The following is a 21,031-nucleotide window of genomic DNA, read 5'->3' as shown; positions in this document are numbered from 1 at the left end:
GGTCAGAGCTGGTCGCCCCGGCGTTCGGTCAGGCTGTACTTGTCGGCGATGCCGTTCCACAGGGTCGATGCCTGCTTCTTCGCCGCGGTCGCCTCGCCACTCGCCCGGTCGCCGCGGCCCGCCTCGGCGGTGCGCTTGGCGTGGCCGTGCTTGCAGCCCTTCTTACCGGCGGCCGCGACCTTCTGGGCCCAGGCGGCGTACTGCTCGTCGGCGGTGGCCGACGCGTTCCAACCCTTGGTGAGGGAAGCCGACAACTGCGCGTTGTTCGGGAGCTTGTCGACGGCGAGGGCGCCGAGCCGGGTCACCAGGCCGCGCCGCTGCTTCGCCGCGTCCCGCAGATCCGCTGCCGCCTTCGGCAGGTTCTGGCAGGACCTGATGTTGCCGACCGCGGCGATCACGGCCGAGCGGCTGCTGTTGCTGTCACCGAGCAGCTTGTCCAGCGAGACAGCCTGCGGCTTGGCCGGGTCGGCAGCGGCCTGCGGCGACTTCGAGGCCTCCGCCGACGTGGCGGCGACCGGCTCCTTGTCGTCCTTCTTGTCGCCCGATCCGCCGCCGCTGAGCAGCGCCCCGGCCCCGAGACCGAGCACCGCACAGCCGACGACCACGGCGGCGATCAACGGCGTACGGGACGACCGCCGCCGCTCGTCGCCTGCGGCGGCCCGGGTGACGGGCGGTGGGGGCTGTGAGGCGTACGGCTGCGCCGGTGGCTGCTGCTGGTACGGCTGGTGCGGCGGCCGGGCCTGCGGTGGCTGCTGATACGGCGGCTGGGCGTACGGGTCGTTGCCGTAGGGCTGTTGGGGGTCGAATCGGGGCAACTGCTGCGTCTCGCCGGCCGCTTGCGGCCCCGCACCGCCACCGTCCGTGCGGAAGAGGCTGTCGAACTCGGCGGGCGGCTGCCGGTCCTCCGGGGCGCCGGGTCTGATGCCGTACGGAGCCGCCGCGGGGGCGGCCGGGACCGGCGGCAGGAACTGGGTGGGATCGGCGTCGGAACCGGCCGGTCCGGGCGCGGGCTGCTGCGGGTAGCCGAGGAACTGGGTCGATTCCGCCGGGTTCTCGGGCGGCAGAGACACCGGCGCTATGTACTGCGTGGCGTCGCCGTCACCCGCGCCGGGGACGGCCTCGGGGGGCAACGGCTGGGCGTGGGGCAGGGGTTGCGGGGCGGCCTGCTGGTACGGGGCCTGGTACTGCGGAGGCTGCGGCTGGGCGTCCTGCGGGCCCCAGGCCTGGCCCCACGGCCGGCCGCCCGCGGGCACGGTGTGCTCGCCGGCGACCTCGGGCACGTACGGCCCACTCCCATCGGCCGGCATCACGACACCTTCGTGCGCGCGCCGCGCAGCGGGAAGCTGCGGCTCGTCGCCCTGTCCGTTCTGCGTCACCGGGACTCCTACTGCGCGTGGACCTACGGAACCGTCGGTTCACGCTACCGGGTGAACGTAGCGGTCTGCTACGAGGTGGGGGTGGGGGGCCGGCAAAACCCGGCCCGGCCGGCGTTCGAGGCCGCCTTGCAGCCCGGCCGGCGTTCAACGCCACCCGCCCCGCCGCCCGCTACGCCGCCTGGAGATCCATCCGCGCCCCCAACTCCCGTACCGGTGCCTCCTCCCCGTACGGCTCCAAGCGCAGGCGCAGGTCCTCCAGATACTCCGCCCCCCGGCTGGACCGCACCGTGCCCAGGAGTTCCACCGCCCGGGTGCCCGTGCGGCAGGCCTGTTCGATCTCGCGTTGCTGGACCTGGGCGGTGGCCAGCAGGGTGAGGGCGATGCCACGGCGGCGGGTCTTGGTCTCGGGCAGGCCGGAGAGGGACTCCTCGGCCCGGCGGGCGCAGGCCGCGCCCTGGCCGAGGTCGCGGTGGCAGTGGGCCAGCTCGTCGGCCAGGTAGGCGCCGTCGAAGTGGGCGATCCACGCCGGGTCGTCGCCCGAGCGGGTGGCGGAATCCGCGCGGTCCATCGCGGCCAGCGCCTGGCCGGCCGCCGCCTCGGTGGCCCGGGCGTCGCCGAGCAGGGCGTGGCCCCGGGCCTCCGCCGCAAGGAACATCGCCTCCGCGCGGGGCGTGACCCGCCCCCTGGCGCCCTCCTGCGCGGCCCGGGCCAGCTGGGCGATCTCGCGGGGGTTGCCCAGTTCGGCGGCGAGGTGACTCATCGACGCGGCCAGGACGTAGCCGCCGTAACCACGGTCGCCCGCCGCCTGGGCCAGCCGCAGGGCCTGGATGTAGTAGCGCTGCGCGAGACCGGGCTGGCCGGTGTCGACGGCCATGTAACCGGCGAGTTCGGTCAGCCGGGCGACCGCGGCGAAGAGCTCCCGGCCCACCGCGTCGCGGTACGAGCCGGCCAGCAGTCCGGACACCACGCTGTTCAGGTAGTGGACGATGATCGGCCGCACATGTCCGCTGCCGAAACGGTGGTCGAGGTCGGTGAGCGCCGCCGTGGTGGCCTGCACCGCCGCGACGTCGGACGCTCCCACGCGCGCCCCGGTGGCCCGCGCCACCTGCGGGTCCGTGCCGGTGATCAGCCAGTCGCGGCTCGGCTCGACCAGGGCCGAGGCGGCCACCGTGGAGCCGGAGAGGAAGTCGCGGCGCCCGACATCGCTGCGCCACAACTCGCAGACCTGCTCGATCGCGCCGAGCACGGTCGGCGAGAACTGCAGCCCCACGCCGGAGGCGAGGTTCTTGCCGTCGGCCATGCCGATCTCGTCGATGGTGACCGTGCGGGTGAGCTTGCGACCCAGCGCCTCGGCGATGATGCCCGGCGCCCGCCCTCTCGGCTGCTGGCCGCGCAGCCACCGGGCGACGGACGTCTTGTCGTAACGGAGATCGACGCCGCGCTCGGCGCCGACCATGTTCACCCGGCGGGCCAGACCGGCGTTGGAGCAGCCGGCTTCCTGGATGAGCGCCTGCAGTCGTTCGTTCGGCTGACGGGCGACGAGAGGCCTGACGGCCATGAATACCCCCTGTGGCGTGCGGCGATCACTACTCTGGTCAGGTTGATCACTGCCCGGCAAATGTCGGGAGAATGCGGTGGAAGCCGGGAGTAATCCCGGCATTCTCCATGCATCCCCGCAGAGGAATACCCGTTCACCGGGGTGCAACCTCATGCGCGCCCCCGCTCATGCCTCCATGCGCCCCGTATGCCGGAAGACTGCCGCTCCGCCGGACACCGGCGGCCCGTAACCCCAGGTGACGGCGGGAGTTGAGCTGTTCGTGAAAGAGACCATCACCGCCGCCGAAGCCGCCCACATCCCGCAGCAGCGAGCGGAACTGCTGCTGGACAGCGCCGTACGGTACGCGGAGGAGCGGCACTGGGACGTGCTCCCCGGCACCTGGCTGGAGGCGATGGAGGGCGTCGAGCGCTGCTCCTGCGCGGACCCGGCGTGCCCCGCGCCCGGCGCGCACCCCACGCGCCCCGACTGGGCGGCCCTGGCGACGGGGAGCGCCGTCGCCGCCCGCACCCTGTGGTCCCAGCAGCCGAGGGCCTCGGTGCTGCTGCCGACCGGACGCACCTTCGACGCCATCGACGTGCCGGAAACTGCCGGTTTCCTGGCGCTGGCGCGGATGGAGCGACTGGGCATGGACCTCGGCCCGGTGACCTGCACCCCGGACCGCCGGATGCAGTTCTTCGTACTGCCGGGCGCCGGCGCCAAGGTGCCCGCTCTGGTCAGCGGTCTGGGCTGGACCCTCTCCGCCGTCGACCTGTCGGTGCGCGGCGAGGGCGACTACGTGGCCGCTCCGCCCACCCGGGTCGGGTCGGGCGGCGCCGTGCAGTGGGCCCGCCGGCCCACGGTGGCCAACCGCTGGCTGCCGGACGCGGAGGAGTTGATCAATCCGCTGGCCTATGCCTGCGGTCAGGAGGCCCGGGGCCACCGCGGCTGAGCGCCGCGCCCGTAGGGTGTCTGCAAGAGCAGGGACTTCGAAGGGCGTCGCACCATGCCGGACCAGGCAGCCGTACGCGTAGAAGGACTGTGGAAGCGGTTCGGGGAGCAGATCGCGGTCGCCGGGATCGACCTCGAACTGCCCGCAGGCCAGTTCATCGGCCTGGTGGGGCCGAACGGCGCGGGCAAGACCACCACCCTGTCGATGGTGACGGGTCTGCTCCGCCCCGACCAGGGCACCGTCCGGGTGGCCGGCCACGACGTATGGCGGGATCCGGTCGCGGTCAAGTCCCGTATCGGGGTACTGCCCGAGGGGCTGCGACTCTTCGAACGGCTTTCCGGGCGTGAACTCCTCGCGTACAGCGGCCGGTTGCGCGGCCTGCCCGGCGCCGAGGTGGACAAACGGGTCACCCAGCTCCTGGACGTACTGGATCTGGCGGGCGCCCAGCACAAACTCGTCGTCGACTACTCGACCGGGATGCGCAAGAAGATCGGTCTGGCCGCGGCCCTGCTGCACAACCCCGAAGTGCTCTTCCTGGACGAACCGTTCGAGGGGGTCGACCCGGTGTCGGCGCAGACCATCCGCGGTGTCCTGGAGCGCTACACCCGCTCCGGCGCGACGGTCGTCTTCTCCAGCCATGTGATGGAGCTGGTCGAGTCGCTGTGCGACTGGGTGGCGGTGATGGCGGCCGGCCGCATCCGTGCCCAGGGACCGCTGGCCGAAGTACGGGGCTCCGCACCGTCCCTGCAGGAGGCGTTCCTGGAACTGGTGGGCGCCGGCAGCGTCAATACCGGCGACAGCCTCGACTGGCTGGGCGGTGGCCCCCGATGACGGCCGCCGCCCCCGGTCCCGCCGCTCCCGGACCGGCCGGAGCGGAACCGACCCGTCCCGAACCGGCCGGTCCCGGCCCGGCCGCCCCGGTACCGCCCGCGTCCGCCGCGGCCGCGCTCACCCCGGTCCTGGTCCGCCTCAAGCTCTCGCTGCTCCGCAACGGGCTGCGCCAGTCCTCCGGCCGCAGGGCCGCGTACATCGCTTCGATGGTGGTCGCGCTGTTCTTCGCGGCGCTGCTGCTGCTCGGCCTGGTCGTCCTGCACGGCAACGCGCACGCGGGCACCGTCACCGCGCTCCTGCTGACCGTCCTCGCGGTGGGCTGGGCCGCGATGCCGCTGTTCTTCCCCAGCGGCGACGAGACGCTGGACCCGAGCCGTCTGGTGATGCTGCCGCTGCGCCCGGAACCGCTGGTACGGGCACTGCTGGTCTCCTCACTGGTGGGCCTCGGCCCGGTGTTCACGCTCTGTCTGGTGCTCGGCGCGGCGATCGCGGTGGCGACCGGCCCGGTGGCCGCTGCGGTGGCCGTGCTCGGCGTCCCGCTCGCCCTGCTGGTCTGCGTGGCGCTGGCCCGGGCGGTGGCCGCCGCCAACGTCCGGCTGCTCACCTCCCGCAAGGGGCGCGACCTCGCGGTGCTGAGCGGACTGGTCATCGCGGTCGGCATCCAGGTGGTCAACTTCGGCGCACAGCGGCTCGGCAGGGCCGGTGGCCTCTCCGCGCTCGACCCGACCGGCGACATCCTGCGGTGGCTGCCGCCGGCATCGGCGATCGGCGCGGTGGACTCGGCGGCCCACGGTTCGTACGGGCAGGCCGCGGCGCAGCTGCTGATCACGGCGGCCTGTCTGGTGCTGCTGCTGCTGGCCTGGCAGCGCACCCTGGTCCGGCTCATGACGGCGCCGGACGGGTCGACGCTCGCCGCGTCGGGGCCCGGACGCAAGGAGTCCGCCGCGGGCATCTCGCGGTTCCTGCCCGGCGGCCGTACCGGCGCGGTGATGCTGCGGACCCTGCGCTACATCTGGCGGGACCCGAAGACCAAGGCGGCCTGGATCGCCTCGCTGGCGATCGGTCTGATCGTCCCGCTGTTCAACGCCATCCAGGGCAGCGGCTCGGTCTACTTCTCGTGCTTCGCCGCCGGGATGCTCGGCATCCAGATGTACAACCAGTTCGGCCAGGACACCTCGGCCTTCTGGATGGTCGCCCAGACGATCTCATCGGAGCGGGACGCCTACGCCGAACTGCGCTCGCGGGCGCTGGCGTTGCTGGTGATCACTCTGCCCTACACGGCGCTGGTCACGGTGGTCACCGCGGCGCTGCTCGGTGTCTGGTCCGCGCTGCCCGAGGCGATGGGGCTGGCGTTCGCCCTGCTGGGCGCGATGCTGGGGACGGGGGCGGTGACCTCGGCGCGCTTCCCGTACTCCATCCCCCAGGACAACGCGCACAAGAACGTCGCGCCCGGCCAGGCGGGTCTCGCCTGGATCTCCATCTTCGGCGGGATGGTCTCGGCGGCCCTGCTCTGCTCCCCGGTGATCGCGCTGCTGATCACGCTGCATGTCACCGGGGCCCGGGGCTGGCTCTGGGTCCTGCTCCCGCTGGGCGCCGTGTACGGGGCGCTGGCCGGCTGGCTGGGGCTGCGGGTGGCGGCGCCGCAGGCGGCGGCCCGGCTGCCGGAGATCCTCACCGCCGTCAGCAAGGGCTGAGAAGCGACGGCGGTCCGGGCGTCCGCGCGGACCGGTCCGCGCGGACCGCTCACCTCGCGGCCACCGCATCCAGGAACGGCTCGATCGCCGCGCGCCAGGCCTCGGGCTGGTCGTAGTGGACCAGATGGGCGGCGTCGGCCACCTCGGCGTACTGCCCGCGGGGCAGCACCCGGACCATCTCCTGGGATTCGGCGCGGCCCAGCTCGCCGTCGAGGCCGCGGACCACCAGCGCGGGGCACTGGACCTGGGCGAGGTCGTCCCAGTGCGCGTCGTAGACCCAGGTCTCCCGGGACATCAGCATCTGCCTGCGGGAGAAGACCGGGCGCCAGCCGTCGGACCGCTCGGCCATCACCTCGGCGTAGAACTCACCCCGGGCCGGATTGGGGCGTTCCACCCAGGGGTCGTCCTCGCCGAACCACTTCCGTACGTCGGCGAGGGTCGCGAACGGCACCGGCCAGGACTTGAACCAGTCCTCCCACTCCCGCTGCGATGCGATCCCCAGGGCGGAGGCCCGCATGTCGCAGATGATCACGGCTCGGACCAGGTCGGGACGCTTGGCGGCGAGCTGCCAGGCTGTCAGTGCGCCCATCGAGTGGCCGATCAGGGTGACCGGGCCCAGACCCAGCTGGACCACCGCCGCCTCGGCGTCGGCCACGTAGGCCTCCCGGGTGTACGGGCCGTGGGCCGGCTTGTCGCTGCGGCCGTGGCCGCGCTGGTCGAGGGCGACCGCGCGATGCCGCTCGGAGAGCCAGCGGGCGGTGGACGCCCAGTGCGAGGCGCGGCCCATCAGGCCGTGCAGCAGTAAGACGCCGGGAGCCGGGTCCGGCCCGTCGCCGCGCTCCTTGGGCGGGTCGGCGAACTCCCAGGCGGCGAGGCGTACGCCGTCGGCTCCGGTCACGTCGATGCGCCGCACCATGTGTTCTGGCACCCCCTTCATTCCCCCGGGTGGTCGGTCCGCCCGTCCGGCAGGCCGTGCTGCCGGCCCGTCACTCTCATCGGACCCGTCAGGTCACATCAGGCTATCGAACTCGCATTCGAAAATGCGGTTGCCACCCTGAACACCCCACGTTCGAGTGACACCCGGCGAGGATTGAGGGTTGCTGCCGCGGGGAGATTTTCTGCGGGAGGCGGACCACTCGGGGATGAGGGTCCGACAGGCCGACCCTGGGAGCTCGGGGCTCCGGGTCGGCACATGGGGAGGTCAGGCCCCGGCGCTCCAGGGCGCCGGGGCCCTCCTCGCTCCGGTTCCTGGTCCGAGTCCGGTTCCTGGTCCGAGTCCCGGTCCCGGTCCCCGTCCGGGTCCCGGTCCGGCCATACGCGCATGCCAGGTACATCCGGCCTGCTCCCTCCCCTAGCCGGACGGGCGAACCGAGCCGAATCAGCCCGGCGCCGTCAGGTCATCCGGGGCCAGCCTTGCACGGCTTGGGCACCTCCGGGGCTTTTCCTCCGCAATGCACAGTCGCCTGCACGGCCGTCTGCACGGTCACCACCGACCGGTCACCGCCGAACGGCTCCTGCTTGCTGAACGGCTACTGCTTGGCGACGAAGACGTGCGAGGCCACGTCGGAATCGAGCTCCGCGGCCTCCCCGCCGCTGCCCACCAGCACTCCGCCCGGTGACTCCGTGACACTCACCACGGAACCGGGCTGCACACCCGCGCGGCGCAGCGTGTACATCAGCTGGGCGTCCGTCTGGATGGGCTCGCCGATCCGCCGGACGACCACGTTCTTCCCGTCGGCCCCCGGGTCCAGGTCGGCCAGGCTCACCATGCCGGCGTTCAGGAACGGATCGGCCTCGGCCTTCTCGCCCAGCTCCTCGAGGCCCGGAATGGGATTGCCGTACGGCGACTCGGTGGGGTGGCGCAGCAGCTCGAGCACCCGCCGCTCCACCGCCTCACTCATCACGTGCTCCCAGCGGCATGCCTCGGCGTGCACCTGCTCCCACTCCAGGCCGATCACGTCGACCAGGAGACACTCGGCCAGCCGGTGCTTGCGCATGACGCGCGTGGCCAGCCTGCGGCCCTCTTCGGTCAGCTCCAGATGACGATCGCTCGCGACCGCCACCAGGCCGTCCCGCTCCATCCGGGCCACCGTCTGGCTGACCGTGGGGCCGCTCTGGTCGAGCCGCTCCGCGATCCGGGCCCGCATGGGAACCACACCTTCCTCCTCGAGCTCGAGGATGGTGCGGAGGTACATCTCCGTCGTGTCGATCAGCCCGCTCATACGTACCCCTATGTTCCGCTGCGTTCCGCTGCCGCTTGTTGCCCTGGCTCAAGTCTGACGCATACCTGCGACAACCGGGCCGGGCCGGACGCAGCGGTCCGGCCCGGCCCGGTATTCGCGCGGTGCGGTGTTGACACCGCGCTGGTCCGGACCGCACGGTGATCCGCATGAGCAGCGAGAGCAGCGGGGACAGCGGGAGCAGCAGCCTTGCCGGGGAGTACTTCGACGCCGCGATCGGCCTGCTGCGGCTGGTACGGGACGAGGAGCAGCAGAACGTCACAGCGGCCGGTACCGCCGTCGCCGACACCGTCGAGGCGGGCGGCAGGCTGTTCGCCTTCGGCGCCGGCCACTCCTCACTCGCCGCGCAGGATGTCGTCTACCGGGCAGGCGGTCTGGCCCTGATGAACCTGCTCGCCGTGCCGGGCACGGTCGGCGTCGACGTCATGCCGGCCACCCTCGGGTCCGCTCTGGAGCGGGTGGACGGCCTCGCGAGCGCCGTGCTCGATTCGAGCCCCGCCCGCCGGGGTGACCTGCTGGTGATCATCTCGCTCTCCGGGCGCAACGCGCTGCCGGTGGAGATGGCGATGAACGCGCGGGCGCTGGGGATCAAGGTCATCGGGGTGACCTCGGTGGCGTACACGAAGGAGACGAAGTCCCGGCACGCCTCGGGCAGCTACCTCAAGGACCACTGCGACATCGTGCTCGACAGCCGCATCGCGGTGGGCGACGCCGAGCTCACCTTCGACGGGGTCGACGCGCCCTTCGCGCCCGCCTCGACCGTGGTCACCAGCGCGCTGATGCAGGCGATGATGGCCACCGCGGCGGGCGAGCTGGCCCGGCGCGGCATCGAGCCGCCGCTGCTGCGGTCCGGAAACGTCGACGGCGGCCACGAGTGGAACGGGCGCGTCATGACGGAGTACGGCGACCGGATCTTCTACCGGCACTGACACTCCTGCTGACCCCTGCAGACCCGCTCCAGCGGGTTACCGGGCACCGCTCCGCAGGCTCTGTGCCAGGTCGACCGCCGACGCCACCCGGACCGCGACGCTCTCCGCGTACACGGCGTCCGGCCGTTCGAAGGCACTGCGGCTCGGCCCGCGCAGAAAGGTGACCACGCCGAGTGTCCGCCCCCGGCTGCGCAGCACCGTGCACAGCGCGTGCACGGTGGACTCGGGCCACTGCCGGTCCGTCGCCCACTCGCCCGCCGCGGGCCCGGCCGCCGGCGCGCTCGCGCGCACCGCGCCGATCCGGTCCACGGCCTGGAACGCCGGGTGCCCGGTCGGATAGCGCACCGGCACGGAGGCGCCGGCCACCGGCAGACACGGTCCGTCCACCTCGCCGGACGGCGTCGCGGCAGCCCGGACCAGCCGCCCGCAGGGCTCCCCGGTGGTCTTGTCGACCAGCGCGATGTCGATCAGCGCGTGGTCGGCGAAGCCTGCGAGCGCGTAGTCCAGATATGACGCGGCCGCTTCCATCGGGTTCTCGCACTCGGCGGCCGCATGCGACGCCCGGTGCAGCTGATTGCCGCGAAAGCGCAGCCGGCTCGACTCCTGCTCGGCCAGCTTGGCCTCGGTGACGTCCCGGAACAACCAGCCGACGCCGAGCGGCACCGGTGACTCGGCGAGCGGTGAGGCCAGCCGCAGGAATCCGCTGCGCCAGCATCGCCGCCGTTCACCCTCCGCGGTCCGCAGTGTCACCCACAGCTCGGTGGGGGCGGGCAGCGCGCCCTCGGCCAGCACGTGGTGCAGCGCGCCCTCCAGTTCGTCCACCCCCTGCACGATCAGTTCGCCCAGGGGCCGCCCCAGCAGGGTGGTACGGCCGGCGCTCAGCGCCCGCGCCGCGTGGGCGTTCACCACGGTCGGCCGCAGATCGACATCGACCAGCACGACACCCCACGCCGCGTCGTCGAACATCGCCTCGCTGAGCGCTATCCCCCGCTCCAGATCGATCTGGGCGTGCACCTCGCCGAAGGCGCAGTACACCCCGGCGGGCGCACCGTCGGCGCCGCGCACCCCGGCCGACTGGGTCCGCACCAGCACCCGGCCGCCGTCCTTGCGCAGCAGCGCGAACTCGTGGACCTGCCGGCCCTGGCCGGTCATCGCGGCCATCAGCCGCCCCTGCACCTCGTCGGCGTCGGCGGTCCGCGCCGCCCAGCCCTCGAAGCCGGTACGCCCGACGGCCTCCTCGGCGGACCAGCCCAGGATCCGCTCGGCCTCGCGGTTCCAATGGGTGATCACGCCGTCCGCGTCGAACGCGCAGAGCGCGGCGTCCATCCCGTCGAGCAGCGCGGCCAGCAGATCGGAGCCTGCCCCGCCGGATTCGGCAGCCGGTTCCTGATCCGGTCCGGCCCCGCCGGCCGCTCCGGATCCCCCGCCCGGCTCCGGCTCGTCGGGCCCCAGCGCGCTGGTCGCCTCGATCCGGGAAGCACTCACCTGGTACCCCCAACAGGACGTGTCCGCTGCATGTACTGCACGTACCGCACGTCGGATCATTCAACGCGAACGTGATGCGCCCCACACCACGTTCGGTGAAAAATTTGCGTCCCGATAAATCACTTGAGCCGCGTCGGGGCGGTGCCTAATGTGGGTGTCACGCCGAAAGGAGGTGGTTCGGAAGTGAAGTCTTCTCGGACTCGCGAGGTGGCTGCGGGCTGACGGCCCGTCGTCGCACTCTGTGCAGTGCCGGCAGACCGCCGGCCAATCCCAAGCAGTCACCGACCCGCGGGCTCGCCGGTAAGTCCGGCCGGCTCCTCTCCGGAGGAACCAGAGCCCGCGGGTTTCTGCGTTCCCCGGTGGCTACGGACAGAGCCGCTCCACCCGCCAGCCACCGCCGCTGCCGCCCACGAATCGCAGCCGGTCGTGCAGCCGGTTCTCGTGCCCCTGCCAGAACTCCACCGTCTCGGGAACGACCCGGTAACCACCCCACTCGGGCGGCACCGGCACCGCACTGCCTTCCGGGTAACGCTCCGCCAACTCCTGATAACGGTCCGTCAGTTCTTCCCGCGTCTCGATGACCGACGACTGGGCGCTCGCCCAGGCGCCGAGCTGAGAGCCGTGCGGACGGGTACGGAAGTAGGCGACCGTCTCCTCCCGGGGAATCCGGGCGGCCGTGCCCGTGACGATGACCTGCCGGGCGATCCGGTGCCAGGGAAAGAGCAGCGTCACCGCCGGATTGGCGGCGAGTTCGCGGCCCTTGCGCGAGCCGTAATTGGTGAAGAAGACGAAACCGCGCCGGTCATACTGCTTGAGCAGCACGGTGCGCGACGACGGCCGGCCGTCCGGAGCCGCCGTGCCGACCACCATGGCGTTCGGCTCGTACAGACCGGCGTCCACCGCCTCCCCGAACCAGCGGGAGAACTGCTCCATCGGCCCGGGGGCCAGCTCCGACTCGGCCAGGGCTGTGGTGCGGTACTGCTCGCGCATCGCGGCAAGATCCAGATCAGGGTTCGGCACGGGGCCATCCTGCCGCACAGGCGATTTCTCCACGAAAACGCGCCCCAGAAAACGGCGCGCACCCGGCCCCGACGGCTCGGGGCCGGGTGCTGTGTGATCCCGTTGCGTGACCGCCCCTCGTACGGGGCATGACCGGGGAGACCGAACCCGCCGTAACCCCGTTCAAACTTTTCACGCCCCCCGACCGCGTCACGAGGAGCCACCCGATGTCCGCATCTTCTTCCGCCTTTGTCCCCGGCCTCGAAGGAGTCGTCGCATTCGAGACGGAGATCGCCGAACCGGACAAGGAGGGCGGCGCGCTCCGGTACCGAGGCGTCGACATCGAGGATCTGGTCGGCCAGGTCTCCTTCGGGAACGTCTGGGGTCTGCTGGTCGACGGAGCGTTCAACCCCGGCCTGCCGCCGGCCGAGCCCTTCCCCATCCCGGTGCACTCCGGTGACATCCGGGTCGACGTCCAGTCCGCGCTGGCGATGCTCGCCCCTGTGTGGGGGCTCAAGCCGCTGCTGGACATCGATGAGAAGACCGCACGGGACAACCTGGCGCGGGCCGCCGTCATGGCGCTCTCGTACGTGGCGCAGTCGGCGCGTGGCCAGGGCAGCCCGATGGTCCCGCAGAGCGAGATCGACAAGGCCGGGTCGATCGTCGAGCGCTTCATGATCCGCTGGCGCGGCGAGCCGGACCCGAAGCACGTCAAGGCCGTCGACGCGTACTGGACCTCGGCCGCCGAGCACGGCATGAACGCCTCCACCTTCACCGCCCGGGTCATCGCCTCCACCGGCGCCGATGTCGCGGCCGCGCTGTCCGGCGCGGTGGGTGCGATGTCAGGACCGCTGCACGGCGGCGCGCCGTCGCGGGTGCTCGGCATGATCGAGGAGATCGAACGCACGGGTGACGCGAGCGCCTACGTGAAACGGGCCCTGGACCGTGGCGATCGCCTGATGGGCTTCGGCCACCGCGTCTACCGCGCCGAGGACCCCCGCGCCCGCGTCCTGCGCCGCACGGCCAAGGAACTCGGCGCCCCGCGCTTCGAGGTCGCCGAAGCCTTGGAGAAGGCCGCCCTGGAGGAGCTGCACGCCCGCCGCCCGGACCGGGTACTGGCCACCAACGTGGAGTTCTGGGCGGCCATCATGCTCGACTTCGCGGAAGTCCCGGCCCACATGTTCACCTCGATGTTCACCTGCGCCCGTACGGCGGGCTGGTCCGCACACATCCTGGAACAGAAGCGGACGGGCCGCCTGGTGCGGCCGTCGGCTCGCTACGTGGGACCGGGCGTCCGCGACCCCCGGGAGGTCGAGGGGTACGAGCAGTTGGCAGAACTGGGGAATTGAATCCCACGGCTTGCCTCGTAGCGCTCGGGGCGCGGGACCCGGGACACACGGGGCCCGGGCCCCGGGCCCTTGACGGCGGGCGACCCGCAGCCCTGTCAGGCCGGTTAATCGGATCGCCTCGTGACGAGGCGCTTCCTATACTCGCGGGCATGTTGCAGCTGGAGCGGCTCCGGGCCGACCACGCGCCTGCTCTGCTGGCGTTCGAGGAAGAGAACCGGGAGTACTTCGCACGGACGGTGCCGGATCGCGGGGACGCGTACTTCGCCGACTTCGCCGCCCTTCTTCGTGCCCGGCTCGACGAGCAGGAGGCCGGCGTGTGTCACTTCCACGTCATCCTGGACGACCGGGGGGGACTGATCGGCCGCGTCAATATCGTGGACGTCGAGGACGGCGACGCTGACCTCGGCTACCGGATCGGTGAGCGCGCCGCGGGCCGGGGCGTCGCGACGGCGGCGGTCGACGAGGTGTGCCGCCTGGCGGCCACCGAGTACGGGCTCTCCGTACTCCACGCGGGAACCACCCTGGACAACCGGGCATCGGCGGCGGTGCTCGCCCGCAACGGGTTCGTCGCGATAGGAGACGTCACCCTCAGCGGGCACCCCGGCGTGCGGTACCGGCGCCGGCTCGTGGCAGCGCGTTGACGCACCCGCCACCGCACGGCCCGCTGTGTATGGTCGGCTGATCAGACGATCATGGGGGGATTCGATGTTCAGGTCTTCAGCGCGGGGCGCGGCCGTTGTCGCCGTGGCCCTGGCCGCGCTCTGCGTTTCCTGCGGCACGACGCCGAAGGCCGAGGGGTCGGCCGGTACGGCGGCCGACTCGCCCGCCTCGTTCTCGGCGCCCGCGAAGCCGCGGCCGCCTCCGTACCGTCCTCGGCGCCCGTTCCGGTAACGGCGGAAAAGGTCCGCGACGCCTTCGCCGGGCTTCAGGCGACCCTGCGCGACTCGTGCACCCCGGGCAACTGCGCCTACTTCCTCGGGCGGGTCTATGACGAACTGCACCGGACGGACCGGGCCATGAAGGCGGACCCGCAAGGACCCGGCCACTTCTCCGAGCCGATCGCCCTGATCAAGAAACTCGACGCGCAGCTCGGCGGTGACCGGTCCTTCGAGAACCTGAAGAGCCACCAGGACGCGCTGATCGGCACCCGCGACACGATCAACACCTGGATGCAGGGCCACCCCGAGGACTACCGCTGACGCGCCTGCGCGTCAGCGGAGCAACCCCCCGACGGGATCAGACCGTGCCGTTCTGCCACCACCAGGCCCGGCCGAGGTCGGCACGGCTGTCGACGTGCTGGTGGTCCTCGGTGTAGGTCTCCAGTCCGGAGAACCCACAGGTCTCCGCCTTCTGGTAGACCGTGCGGTTGGAAACGCCCGAAACGCCCAGGTCGGCGGCGGTGCCGTACAGGTGCATGCTGTCGCTGGCCCCGCCCACGTCGGCGTTGTGCTGGATACTGCGGAAGCCGGAGTTGACGGTGATGGCCGTGTTGCCGAGCTTCTTGCGCAGTGCTTCGAGTTTGTACATGGCGCGCCGCACGTTCTCCTTGGTGGCGGCCGAACTCAGCTTTCCGCCGGAGAAGGTGCCGCTGACTCGGTCGGTGAACTCGCTCCAGTCGAAGTGGACGGTCGAACCGTCGGACTGCTGGAGGGCGTTGAGCTTCGACTGGGTGGCCGGGCCGACCACGCCGTCGGCGCTGAGGCCGTAGGCGGCCTGGAACCGGCGTACCGCGGCCGCCGTTCCCGCACCGAAGTCACCGTCGATGGCCACCCTGGTCTGTCTCGGGCTGTCCGCCGCCCACCCGGCGACCCTGATCTGGAGTTCCGTCACGTCGGCCCCGGTCGCGCCCTGGCTGAGTGTGCGGGACCACGCGTACGCGTACGCGGTCCCGGTCGGCAGCAGCGGAATGAGGGTCACCGCGGCAGTCGCGGCGAGCGCACCGCGCAGCAGGGCGCGTCGGCCGGCAGCGGAGGGGAGCGCGGAGCCGGATCGGGAGGGAGTCATCGTTGTCCTTTCCGAGCGAAAATGGAATTGGCACGTCCATGACAGCCGCCAATGTACGCGCGTAGAACGGTCACGTGAAGAGGGTGTCAGCTGCAGCAGGTCCTCGCCGATCCGAAGTGGACCGGCGCCCTCACCGACGCGGACCGGCGGGCACCGGGCACCGGGCACCGGGTGCGGAACTGCCCCGGCAGGCCCGGCACGTCACCGGACTCCCCCACGACGGAAACTCGGATGCGGGTGCCGAACCGCACCCCTAGGCTGCGCTCGCGGGAACAGCGAGGCGCCGTATCGCACGTCAGGGGAGCGGAGATACCCGGGATATGACCAGTCAACTGTTCGCGATCTGCTTCAATGCGACCCGGCCGTCGGGCCTGGCGCGGTTCTGGTCCCGGCTCCTGGGCTGGGAGTTGGCCGACGGTACGGACGACGATGCCGCGATCCTGCCCCCTGATGCCGCCGGGTTCCGGATCCGTTTCCTGCCGAGCCAGGAGCCGAAGACCGGCCAGAACCGGGCACACTTCGACCTGACGAGCACCTCCCCGGAGAATCAGCAGCAGACGGTGGCCAGGGCGCTGGAATTCGGCGGGCAACACATCGACGTGGGCCAACTCGGGGACGAGGGGCATGTGGTGCTCGCCGATCCGGACGGCAACGAGTTTTGCGTCATCGAGGCGGGCAACAAGTTCCTCGCCGACACCGGCTTCATCGGAGCACTGGCCTGCGACGGTACGCAGCAGGTCGGTTACTTCTGGAGCGAGGCGCTGCGGTGGCCGCTGGTCTGGGACCAGGACCAGGAGACCGCGATCCAATCCCCGAGCGGCGGTACGAAGATCACGTGGGGTGGTCCTCCGGTGGCGCCGAAGACGGGCCCGAACAGGCTGTACTTCGAGCTGGCGCTCCCCGCCGACGCCGACCGGGAGGCGGAGATCGACCGTCTGATCTCGCTCGGCGCGACGCGCACCGGCACCGGCACCGGAGACAGCGGCCGGACGCTGATGCTCGACCCCGACGGCAACGAGTTCTCCGTACGGAAGCCGCGGTAGCGGCACGCGTTCCGCGGGCTCGCGGTGCCTGCCCGCACCGAAGAGGACGGCGGCCCGGCGGACGCGGGCGACGAGGCCGATGACCGCGTTGACGGCTCAGCACCGGGTGGGTGCTCAGCCCAGTGCGTGGTCCAGCAGCCGCGCCCACTGGGCGACGACCCGACGCCGGCGGGCGGTGTCGTCGGTGAGTACGTTGGCGAGGCCCAGGCCGCGGGCCATGTCGAGGAGACCCTGGACCGTTTCGCGTACGCCGGGGCGGGACTCGTCGGCGTCGAGGAGTTCGACGGCGATGCGGTGGGTCTCCCGGCCCACCCGCGCCTCGAGTTCCGTGACGCGGGGGCGGAGCTGGTCCTCGTTGGAGGCGGCGACCCAGAGCTGGAGGGCGGCGCGGAAGAGCGGGCCGGTGTAGAGGTCGACGAGGGCGGCGACGACGGCCGTGCGGTCCTGGACGGGCAGCGCGCGCAGAGCGGTGGAACGCTCCTCGGCGACGTACTCGACGGCGGCGGTGAAGAGGTCCTCGCGGGTGGGGAAGTGGTGCTGGGCGGCGCCCCGCGAGACGCCCGCGCGTTCGGCCACGGCGGCGACCGTGGAGCCGGCCCAGCCGTGTTCGGCCAGGCTGGAGACGGCGGCCGCCAGCAGGCGCTGCCGGGTGGCGCGGCTGCGGTCCTGTTTCGGGCCGCGGTCGGCGGACCTGGTCACAGCACCCATGCGGGTTCCCGTCGTTCGAGGAAGGCCTGCACGCCTTCGCGGGCCTCCGCCGAGGCGAAGAGGGCCGCCGAGCGGGCGATCAGGGCTTCCGTGTTGCGGTCGAAGTCCTCCAGTACGGTAGCGGTGACCAGGGACTTCGACGCGGCCAGGCCCTGGGGTGAGGCCCGGCGCAGCCCGTCGAGCACGGGGGCGAGGGCGTCGTCCACATCGTCCGCCGCCTCGGTGATCAGGCCGGTACGGGCGGCTTCGGCGGCATCGAAACGTTCCCCGGTCAGGTAGTAGCGGCCCGCGGCCCGCGGGTCCATTCGGGGCAGCAGCGGCATCGAGATGACGGCGGGGGCCAGGCCGAGCCGGGACTCGGTGAAGGCGAAGGTCGCGGCGGGACCGGCCACCGCGATGTCGCAGGACCCGAGCAGGCCGAGGCCGCCGGCCCTGGCGTGCCCGGTGACCCGGGCGACCACCGGTACGGGGTGCGCGACGACGGCCCGCAGCAGCGCGACGAACGCCGCCGGGTCGGCCGGCCCCGTGAGGTCCGCGCCCGCACAGAAGGTGTTCCCGGTGTGGGTCAGGACCACCGCCCGTACGGAGTCGTCGACGGCCGCCAGCGCCTCCGCCAGCTCGCCCACCAACTGGGCGGAGAGCGCGTTGCGGTTCACCGGCGAGTCCAGCGTCAGCGTGGTGACGCCCCGGTCGTGGGCCGTACGGACCGTCTGCGGTGCGAGCGTCACGTGGTGCTCCTCCTCCGTGGGTCGAGGCATCGGGGTGCAGGTGTGGGGATGTCAGTAGGACTTGGGGAGGCCCAGCGACTGGTGGGAGACGAAGTTGAGGATCATCTCCCTGCTGACCGGTGCGATCCGGGCCACCCGGGACGCGGTGATCAGCGAGGCCAGCCCGTACTCGCGGGTGAGTCCGTTGCCGCCGAGGGTGTGCACGGACTGGTCGACGGCCTTCACGCAGGCTTCGCCGGCTGCGTACTTGGCCATGTTGGCGGCCTCGCCCGCGCCGAGGTCGTCCCCCGCGTCGTACAGCGCGGCCGCCTTCTGCATCATCAACCGGGCCAGTTCCAGCTCGATGTGGGCCTGCGCGAGCGGGTGCGCGATGGCCTGGTGGGCGCCGATCGGCTCCTTCCAGACCTGCCGGGTCTTCGCGTACTCGACGGCCTTCGCCAGGGCGTAGCGGCCCATGCCGATGCCGAAGGCGGCGGTCATGATGCGTTCGGGGTTCAGCCCGGCGAAGAGCTGCAGCAGACCGGCGTCCTCGTCGCCGACCAGCGCGTCGGCAGGCAACCGTACGTCGTCCAGGGTCAGCTCGAACTGCTTCTCCTGCGCCCGGAGTTCCATGTCGATCGGCGAGCGGCGGAAGCCGGGCGCGTCGCGGGGCACGAGGAAGAGGCACGGTTTGAGCCGACCCGTTTTCGCGTCCTCGGTGCGGCCGACGATGAGCGTCGCGTCAGCGATGTCGACCCCGGAGACGAACACCTTGCGTCCGGTGAGCACCCAGCCCCCGGTGTCGTCCCGGCGGGCGGTGGTGGTGATGCGGTGCGAGTTGGATCCGGCGTCGGGTTCGGTGATGCCGAAGGCCAGTGTGAGGCTGCCGTCGGCGAGTCCGGGCAGCCAGCGCTGCTTCTGCTCGTCGGTGCCGAAGCGGGCGATGACGGTGCCGCAGATGGCGGGCGACACGATCATCATCAGCAGCGGGCAGCCGGCCGCGCCCAACTCCTCCAGGACGATGGACAGCTCGGCTATGCCGCCGCCCCCGCCGCCGTACTCCTCGGGGAGGCTGACGCCGAGGTAGCCGAGTTTCGCGGCGTCGGCCCACAGCGACTGCCGGTCGTACGCGTGCGGGGTGTCGCCCGCATGGTGTCGGCCGAGGGCGCCGACGGCGGAGCGCAGCGCCCGGCGCTCCTCGGTTTCGAGTGCGGTGCTCACAGCATGGCTCATAGGGACTCTTCCTCCGGTACGTCGTGCACGACGGCGAGCAGCGCGCCGACCTCGACCTGGCGGCCGGGGGTGGCGTGCAGTGCGGTGAGGGTGCCGGAGGCGGGAGCGACGATCCGGTGCTCCATCTTCATGGCCTCCAGCCAGAGCAGTGGTGTGCCGGCCTCGACGTGGTCACCGACCGCGACCCTGCCCACCCTGACCACCGTCCCCGGCATGGGAGCGAGCAGCGACCCGGGCGCGGTACGGGTGGCCGGATCGGGGAAGCGGGGCAGCCGGGTGAGGGTGTGCGGGCCGACGAAGGTGCGGTCACCGGCCACAGCGACGTCGAAGTGGCGCAGTACGCCGTCCACTTCGAGGGCGACCCGGTCGGGGGTGGCGGAGTGCAGCCGGACACCGGGGAAGTCGGCGGCGATCAGGCCGTCCCGGGTGATCCGGTAGCGGATCTCGTACTCGGCGCCGTCCGGTTCGGAGCGGTAGCGCTTCCGTTGCGGCTGGGACGGTACGTTCCGCCAGCCGCCGCCGATCCGCCCGCCGCCGACGCGCCCGCCGTCCGTCCCCCGCCCGCCGGGCCGTGCCCCGGACGCGTCCGCGAGCGCCGCCGCGAGGCCGGCCAGGGGGTCGGGGGTGGGCGCGGTGAGCTCCGGCAGGTGGCGGTCGTAGAAGCCGGTGTCGAGCCGGGCCGCGGCGAAGTCCGGGTGGCGCAGCGACCGTACGAGCAGCTCGCGGTTGGTGGCCGGGCCGTGGATCCGGGCCCGGCTCAGCGCATGAGCCAGTTTGCGGACGGCCTCGGTGCGGGTGGCGGCGTGCGCGATGACCTTGGCGAGCATCGGGTCGTAGTGCACGCCGATGGTGTCGCCGGCGGCGTAACCGCTGTCGAGACGCGCACCGGGCACGTCCAGGCGGTGCAGTACGCCGGTCTGCGGCGCCCATCCCCGGGCCGGGTCCTCCGCGTACAGCCGGGCCTCCACGGCGTGGCCGTGCGGTTCGGGTTCGGCGGACGGCAGCGGTTCGCCCTGCGCGATCCTGATCTGCAGCGCGACCAGGTCGGTGGAGAACACCGCTTCGGTCACCGGGTGTTCGACCTGCAGGCGGGTGTTCATCTCCAGGAAATGGGCGCGCTCGCCGTCCTCCGCGACCAGGAACTCGACCGTCCCGGCCCCCCGGTAGTCCACCGCGCGGGCCGCCGCGACCGCGGACTCCCGGAGCGTGCGGCGCAGCGCGCCGGAGAGGCCGGGCGCCGGGGATTCCTCGATGACCTTCTGGTGCCGGCGCTGCAGCGAACAGTCGCGGGTGCCCAGCGCCCATACGGTGCCGTGCCCGTCGGCGACGATCTGCACCTCGACATGCCGGCCGCGCTCCACATACGGCTCGGCGAACACCTCGCCGTCCCCGAAGGCCGACCGCGCCTCGGCGACCGCCGCCTCCAACTCACCTTCCAGAGCGGCGAGATCACGCACCACCCGCATGCCACGGCCCCCACCGCCGGACGCGGCCTTCAGCAGCAACGGCAGATTTTCGGCGGTGGCCGCGTCGAGGTCGACCGGGGCCAGCAGCGGCACCCCCGCGTCGGCCATGAGTTTCTTGGCGCGGGTCTTGGACGCCATGGCCTCGATGGCGTCGGCGGACGGCCCGATCCAGGTGAGCCCGGCTCCGGTCACCGCGCGGGCGAAGCCGGCGTTCTCGGACAGGAAGCCGTACCCCGGGTGGACGGCGTCGGAGCCCGCCGTGCGGGCTGCCGCGACGATCAGGTCGCCGCGCAGATAGGTGTCCGCCGGGGCCGCGCCCGGCAGCCGTACCGCCGTGTCCGCCTCCCGTACGTGGCGGGCGTCCGCGTCCGCGTCGGAGTACACGGCCACGGTGGCGATGCCCAGGTCACGGCAGGTGCGGAGGATCCGGCAGGCGATCTCGCCCCGGTTGGCCACGAGCAGTGTGCGAATCATGCGGGCC

19 protein-coding genes are annotated in these 21,031 nt (G+C 72.3%); 8 read left to right on the top strand and 11 right to left on the bottom strand.

Annotation, left to right across the window (positions count from 1 at the left end; all coding sequences use genetic code 11):
* Positions 1–2 precede the first annotated feature (2 nt).
* Positions 3–1,376 (bottom strand): hypothetical protein, encoded by a 1,374-nt coding sequence (locus tag AB0M87_RS26735; protein ID WP_365857198.1) that lies wholly within the window; start codon positions 1,374–1,376, stop codon positions 3–5.
* Between the two features lie 169 nt (positions 1,377–1,545).
* A complete protein-coding gene (locus AB0M87_RS26730) occupies positions 1,546–2,934 on the bottom strand; it encodes a transcriptional regulator (RefSeq protein WP_365857196.1) in 1,389 nt (462 codons plus the stop codon).
* Positions 2,935–3,193: 259 nt separating this feature from the next.
* On the opposite strand from AB0M87_RS26730, the gene AB0M87_RS26725 reads away from it, so the two are divergent.
* Genes AB0M87_RS26725 through AB0M87_RS26715 form a run of 3 tightly spaced genes read left to right on the top strand, consistent with a single transcriptional unit; the run spans position 3,194 to position 6,387 of the window.
* Entirely contained in the window at positions 3,194–3,862 is a 669-nt protein-coding gene (locus tag AB0M87_RS26725) for a bifunctional DNA primase/polymerase (RefSeq protein ID WP_365857194.1), read from the top strand.
* Between the two features lie 54 nt (positions 3,863–3,916).
* Positions 3,917–4,693: an ABC transporter ATP-binding protein gene (locus tag AB0M87_RS26720; RefSeq protein ID WP_365857192.1), complete on the top strand. Its 777-nt coding sequence runs from the start codon at positions 3,917–3,919 to the stop codon at positions 4,691–4,693.
* Positions 4,690–6,387 carry a transporter gene (locus tag AB0M87_RS26715; protein WP_365857190.1) on the top strand — a complete coding sequence of 566 codons (1,698 nt, stop codon included), beginning with the start codon at positions 4,690–4,692 and terminating at the stop codon, positions 6,385–6,387. Before AB0M87_RS26720 ends, AB0M87_RS26715 begins: the two co-directional genes overlap by 4 nt.
* 49 nt (positions 6,388–6,436) lie before the next feature.
* Here AB0M87_RS26715 and AB0M87_RS26710 read toward each other — a convergent pair whose 3' ends face one another.
* Both AB0M87_RS26710 and AB0M87_RS26705 read right to left on the bottom strand, forming a co-directional pair.
* Entirely contained in the window at positions 6,437–7,303 is an 867-nt protein-coding gene (locus AB0M87_RS26710) for an alpha/beta hydrolase (RefSeq protein WP_365857188.1), read from the bottom strand.
* A 613-nt stretch (positions 7,304–7,916) separates the two neighbouring features.
* Complete coding sequence (locus AB0M87_RS26705) at positions 7,917–8,609, bottom strand: metal-dependent transcriptional regulator (protein ID WP_365857186.1); 693 nt, start codon at positions 8,607–8,609, stop codon at positions 7,917–7,919.
* 167 nt (positions 8,610–8,776) lie between these two features.
* Here AB0M87_RS26705 and AB0M87_RS26700 point away from each other — a divergent pair, with 167 nt between their 5' ends.
* Positions 8,777–9,556, top strand: a complete 780-nt coding sequence (locus AB0M87_RS26700) for an SIS domain-containing protein (protein WP_365857184.1) — start codon at positions 8,777–8,779, stop codon at positions 9,554–9,556.
* 36 nt (positions 9,557–9,592) lie between these two features.
* Here the strand turns inward: AB0M87_RS26700 and AB0M87_RS26695 are convergent, their stop codons facing one another.
* Together AB0M87_RS26695 and pdxH are read right to left on the bottom strand one after the other, a co-directional pair.
* On the bottom strand, positions 9,593–11,041 hold the full coding sequence (locus tag AB0M87_RS26695) for a PAS domain-containing protein (protein ID WP_365857181.1): 1,449 nt from the start codon (positions 11,039–11,041) through the stop codon (positions 9,593–9,595).
* A 363-nt stretch (positions 11,042–11,404) separates the two neighbouring features.
* On the bottom strand, positions 11,405–12,031 hold the full coding sequence (gene pdxH, locus AB0M87_RS26690) for a pyridoxamine 5'-phosphate oxidase (protein WP_365857283.1): 627 nt from the start codon (positions 12,029–12,031) through the stop codon (positions 11,405–11,407).
* A gap of 236 nt (positions 12,032–12,267) precedes the next feature.
* On the opposite strand from pdxH, the gene AB0M87_RS26685 reads away from it, so the two are divergent.
* From AB0M87_RS26685 to AB0M87_RS26675, 3 genes are all read left to right on the top strand, one after another.
* Entirely contained in the window at positions 12,268–13,389 is a 1,122-nt protein-coding gene (locus AB0M87_RS26685) for a citrate synthase 2 (RefSeq protein ID WP_365857179.1), read from the top strand.
* Between the two features lie 149 nt (positions 13,390–13,538).
* Entirely contained in the window at positions 13,539–14,030 is a 492-nt protein-coding gene (locus AB0M87_RS26680) for a GNAT family N-acetyltransferase (RefSeq protein WP_365857177.1), read from the top strand.
* A gap of 51 nt (positions 14,031–14,081) precedes the next feature.
* Entirely contained in the window at positions 14,082–14,588 is a 507-nt protein-coding gene (locus AB0M87_RS26675; RefSeq protein WP_365857175.1) for a hypothetical protein, read from the top strand.
* A 37-nt stretch (positions 14,589–14,625) separates the two neighbouring features.
* On the opposite strand, the gene AB0M87_RS26670 is transcribed toward AB0M87_RS26675, so the two are convergent.
* Positions 14,626–15,393 (bottom strand): D-Ala-D-Ala carboxypeptidase family metallohydrolase, encoded by a 768-nt coding sequence (locus AB0M87_RS26670; protein WP_365857173.1) that lies wholly within the window; start codon positions 15,391–15,393, stop codon positions 14,626–14,628.
* Positions 15,394–15,713: 320 nt separating this feature from the next.
* Here AB0M87_RS26670 and AB0M87_RS26665 point away from each other — a divergent pair, with 320 nt between their 5' ends.
* Entirely contained in the window at positions 15,714–16,436 is a 723-nt protein-coding gene (locus tag AB0M87_RS26665; protein ID WP_365857171.1) for a VOC family protein, read from the top strand.
* A gap of 114 nt (positions 16,437–16,550) precedes the next feature.
* Here the strand turns inward: AB0M87_RS26665 and AB0M87_RS26660 are convergent, their stop codons facing one another.
* The 4 genes from AB0M87_RS26660 to AB0M87_RS26645 are packed head-to-tail and all read right to left on the bottom strand — an operon-like array spanning position 16,551 to position 21,024.
* Positions 16,551–17,144 (bottom strand): TetR/AcrR family transcriptional regulator, encoded by a 594-nt coding sequence (locus AB0M87_RS26660; RefSeq protein ID WP_365857169.1) that lies wholly within the window; start codon positions 17,142–17,144, stop codon positions 16,551–16,553.
* Positions 17,132–17,902: an enoyl-CoA hydratase family protein gene (locus AB0M87_RS26655; RefSeq protein WP_365857168.1), complete on the bottom strand. Its 771-nt coding sequence runs from the start codon at positions 17,900–17,902 to the stop codon at positions 17,132–17,134. Before AB0M87_RS26655 ends, AB0M87_RS26660 begins: the two co-directional genes overlap by 13 nt.
* 21 nt (positions 17,903–17,923) lie before the next feature.
* Entirely contained in the window at positions 17,924–19,084 is a 1,161-nt protein-coding gene (locus AB0M87_RS26650; protein WP_365857166.1) for an acyl-CoA dehydrogenase family protein, read from the bottom strand.
* Entirely contained in the window at positions 19,081–21,024 is a 1,944-nt protein-coding gene (locus tag AB0M87_RS26645) for a biotin carboxylase N-terminal domain-containing protein (RefSeq protein WP_365857164.1), read from the bottom strand. Before AB0M87_RS26645 ends, AB0M87_RS26650 begins: the two co-directional genes overlap by 4 nt.
* Positions 21,025–21,031 lie beyond the last annotated feature (7 nt).

It is taken from the genome of Streptomyces sp. NPDC051320, from assembly GCF_040682175.1.
Taxonomy (GTDB): Bacteria; Actinomycetota; Actinomycetes; order Streptomycetales; family Streptomycetaceae; genus Streptomyces.
This window is presented reverse-complemented; position numbering and strand designations above follow the sequence as displayed.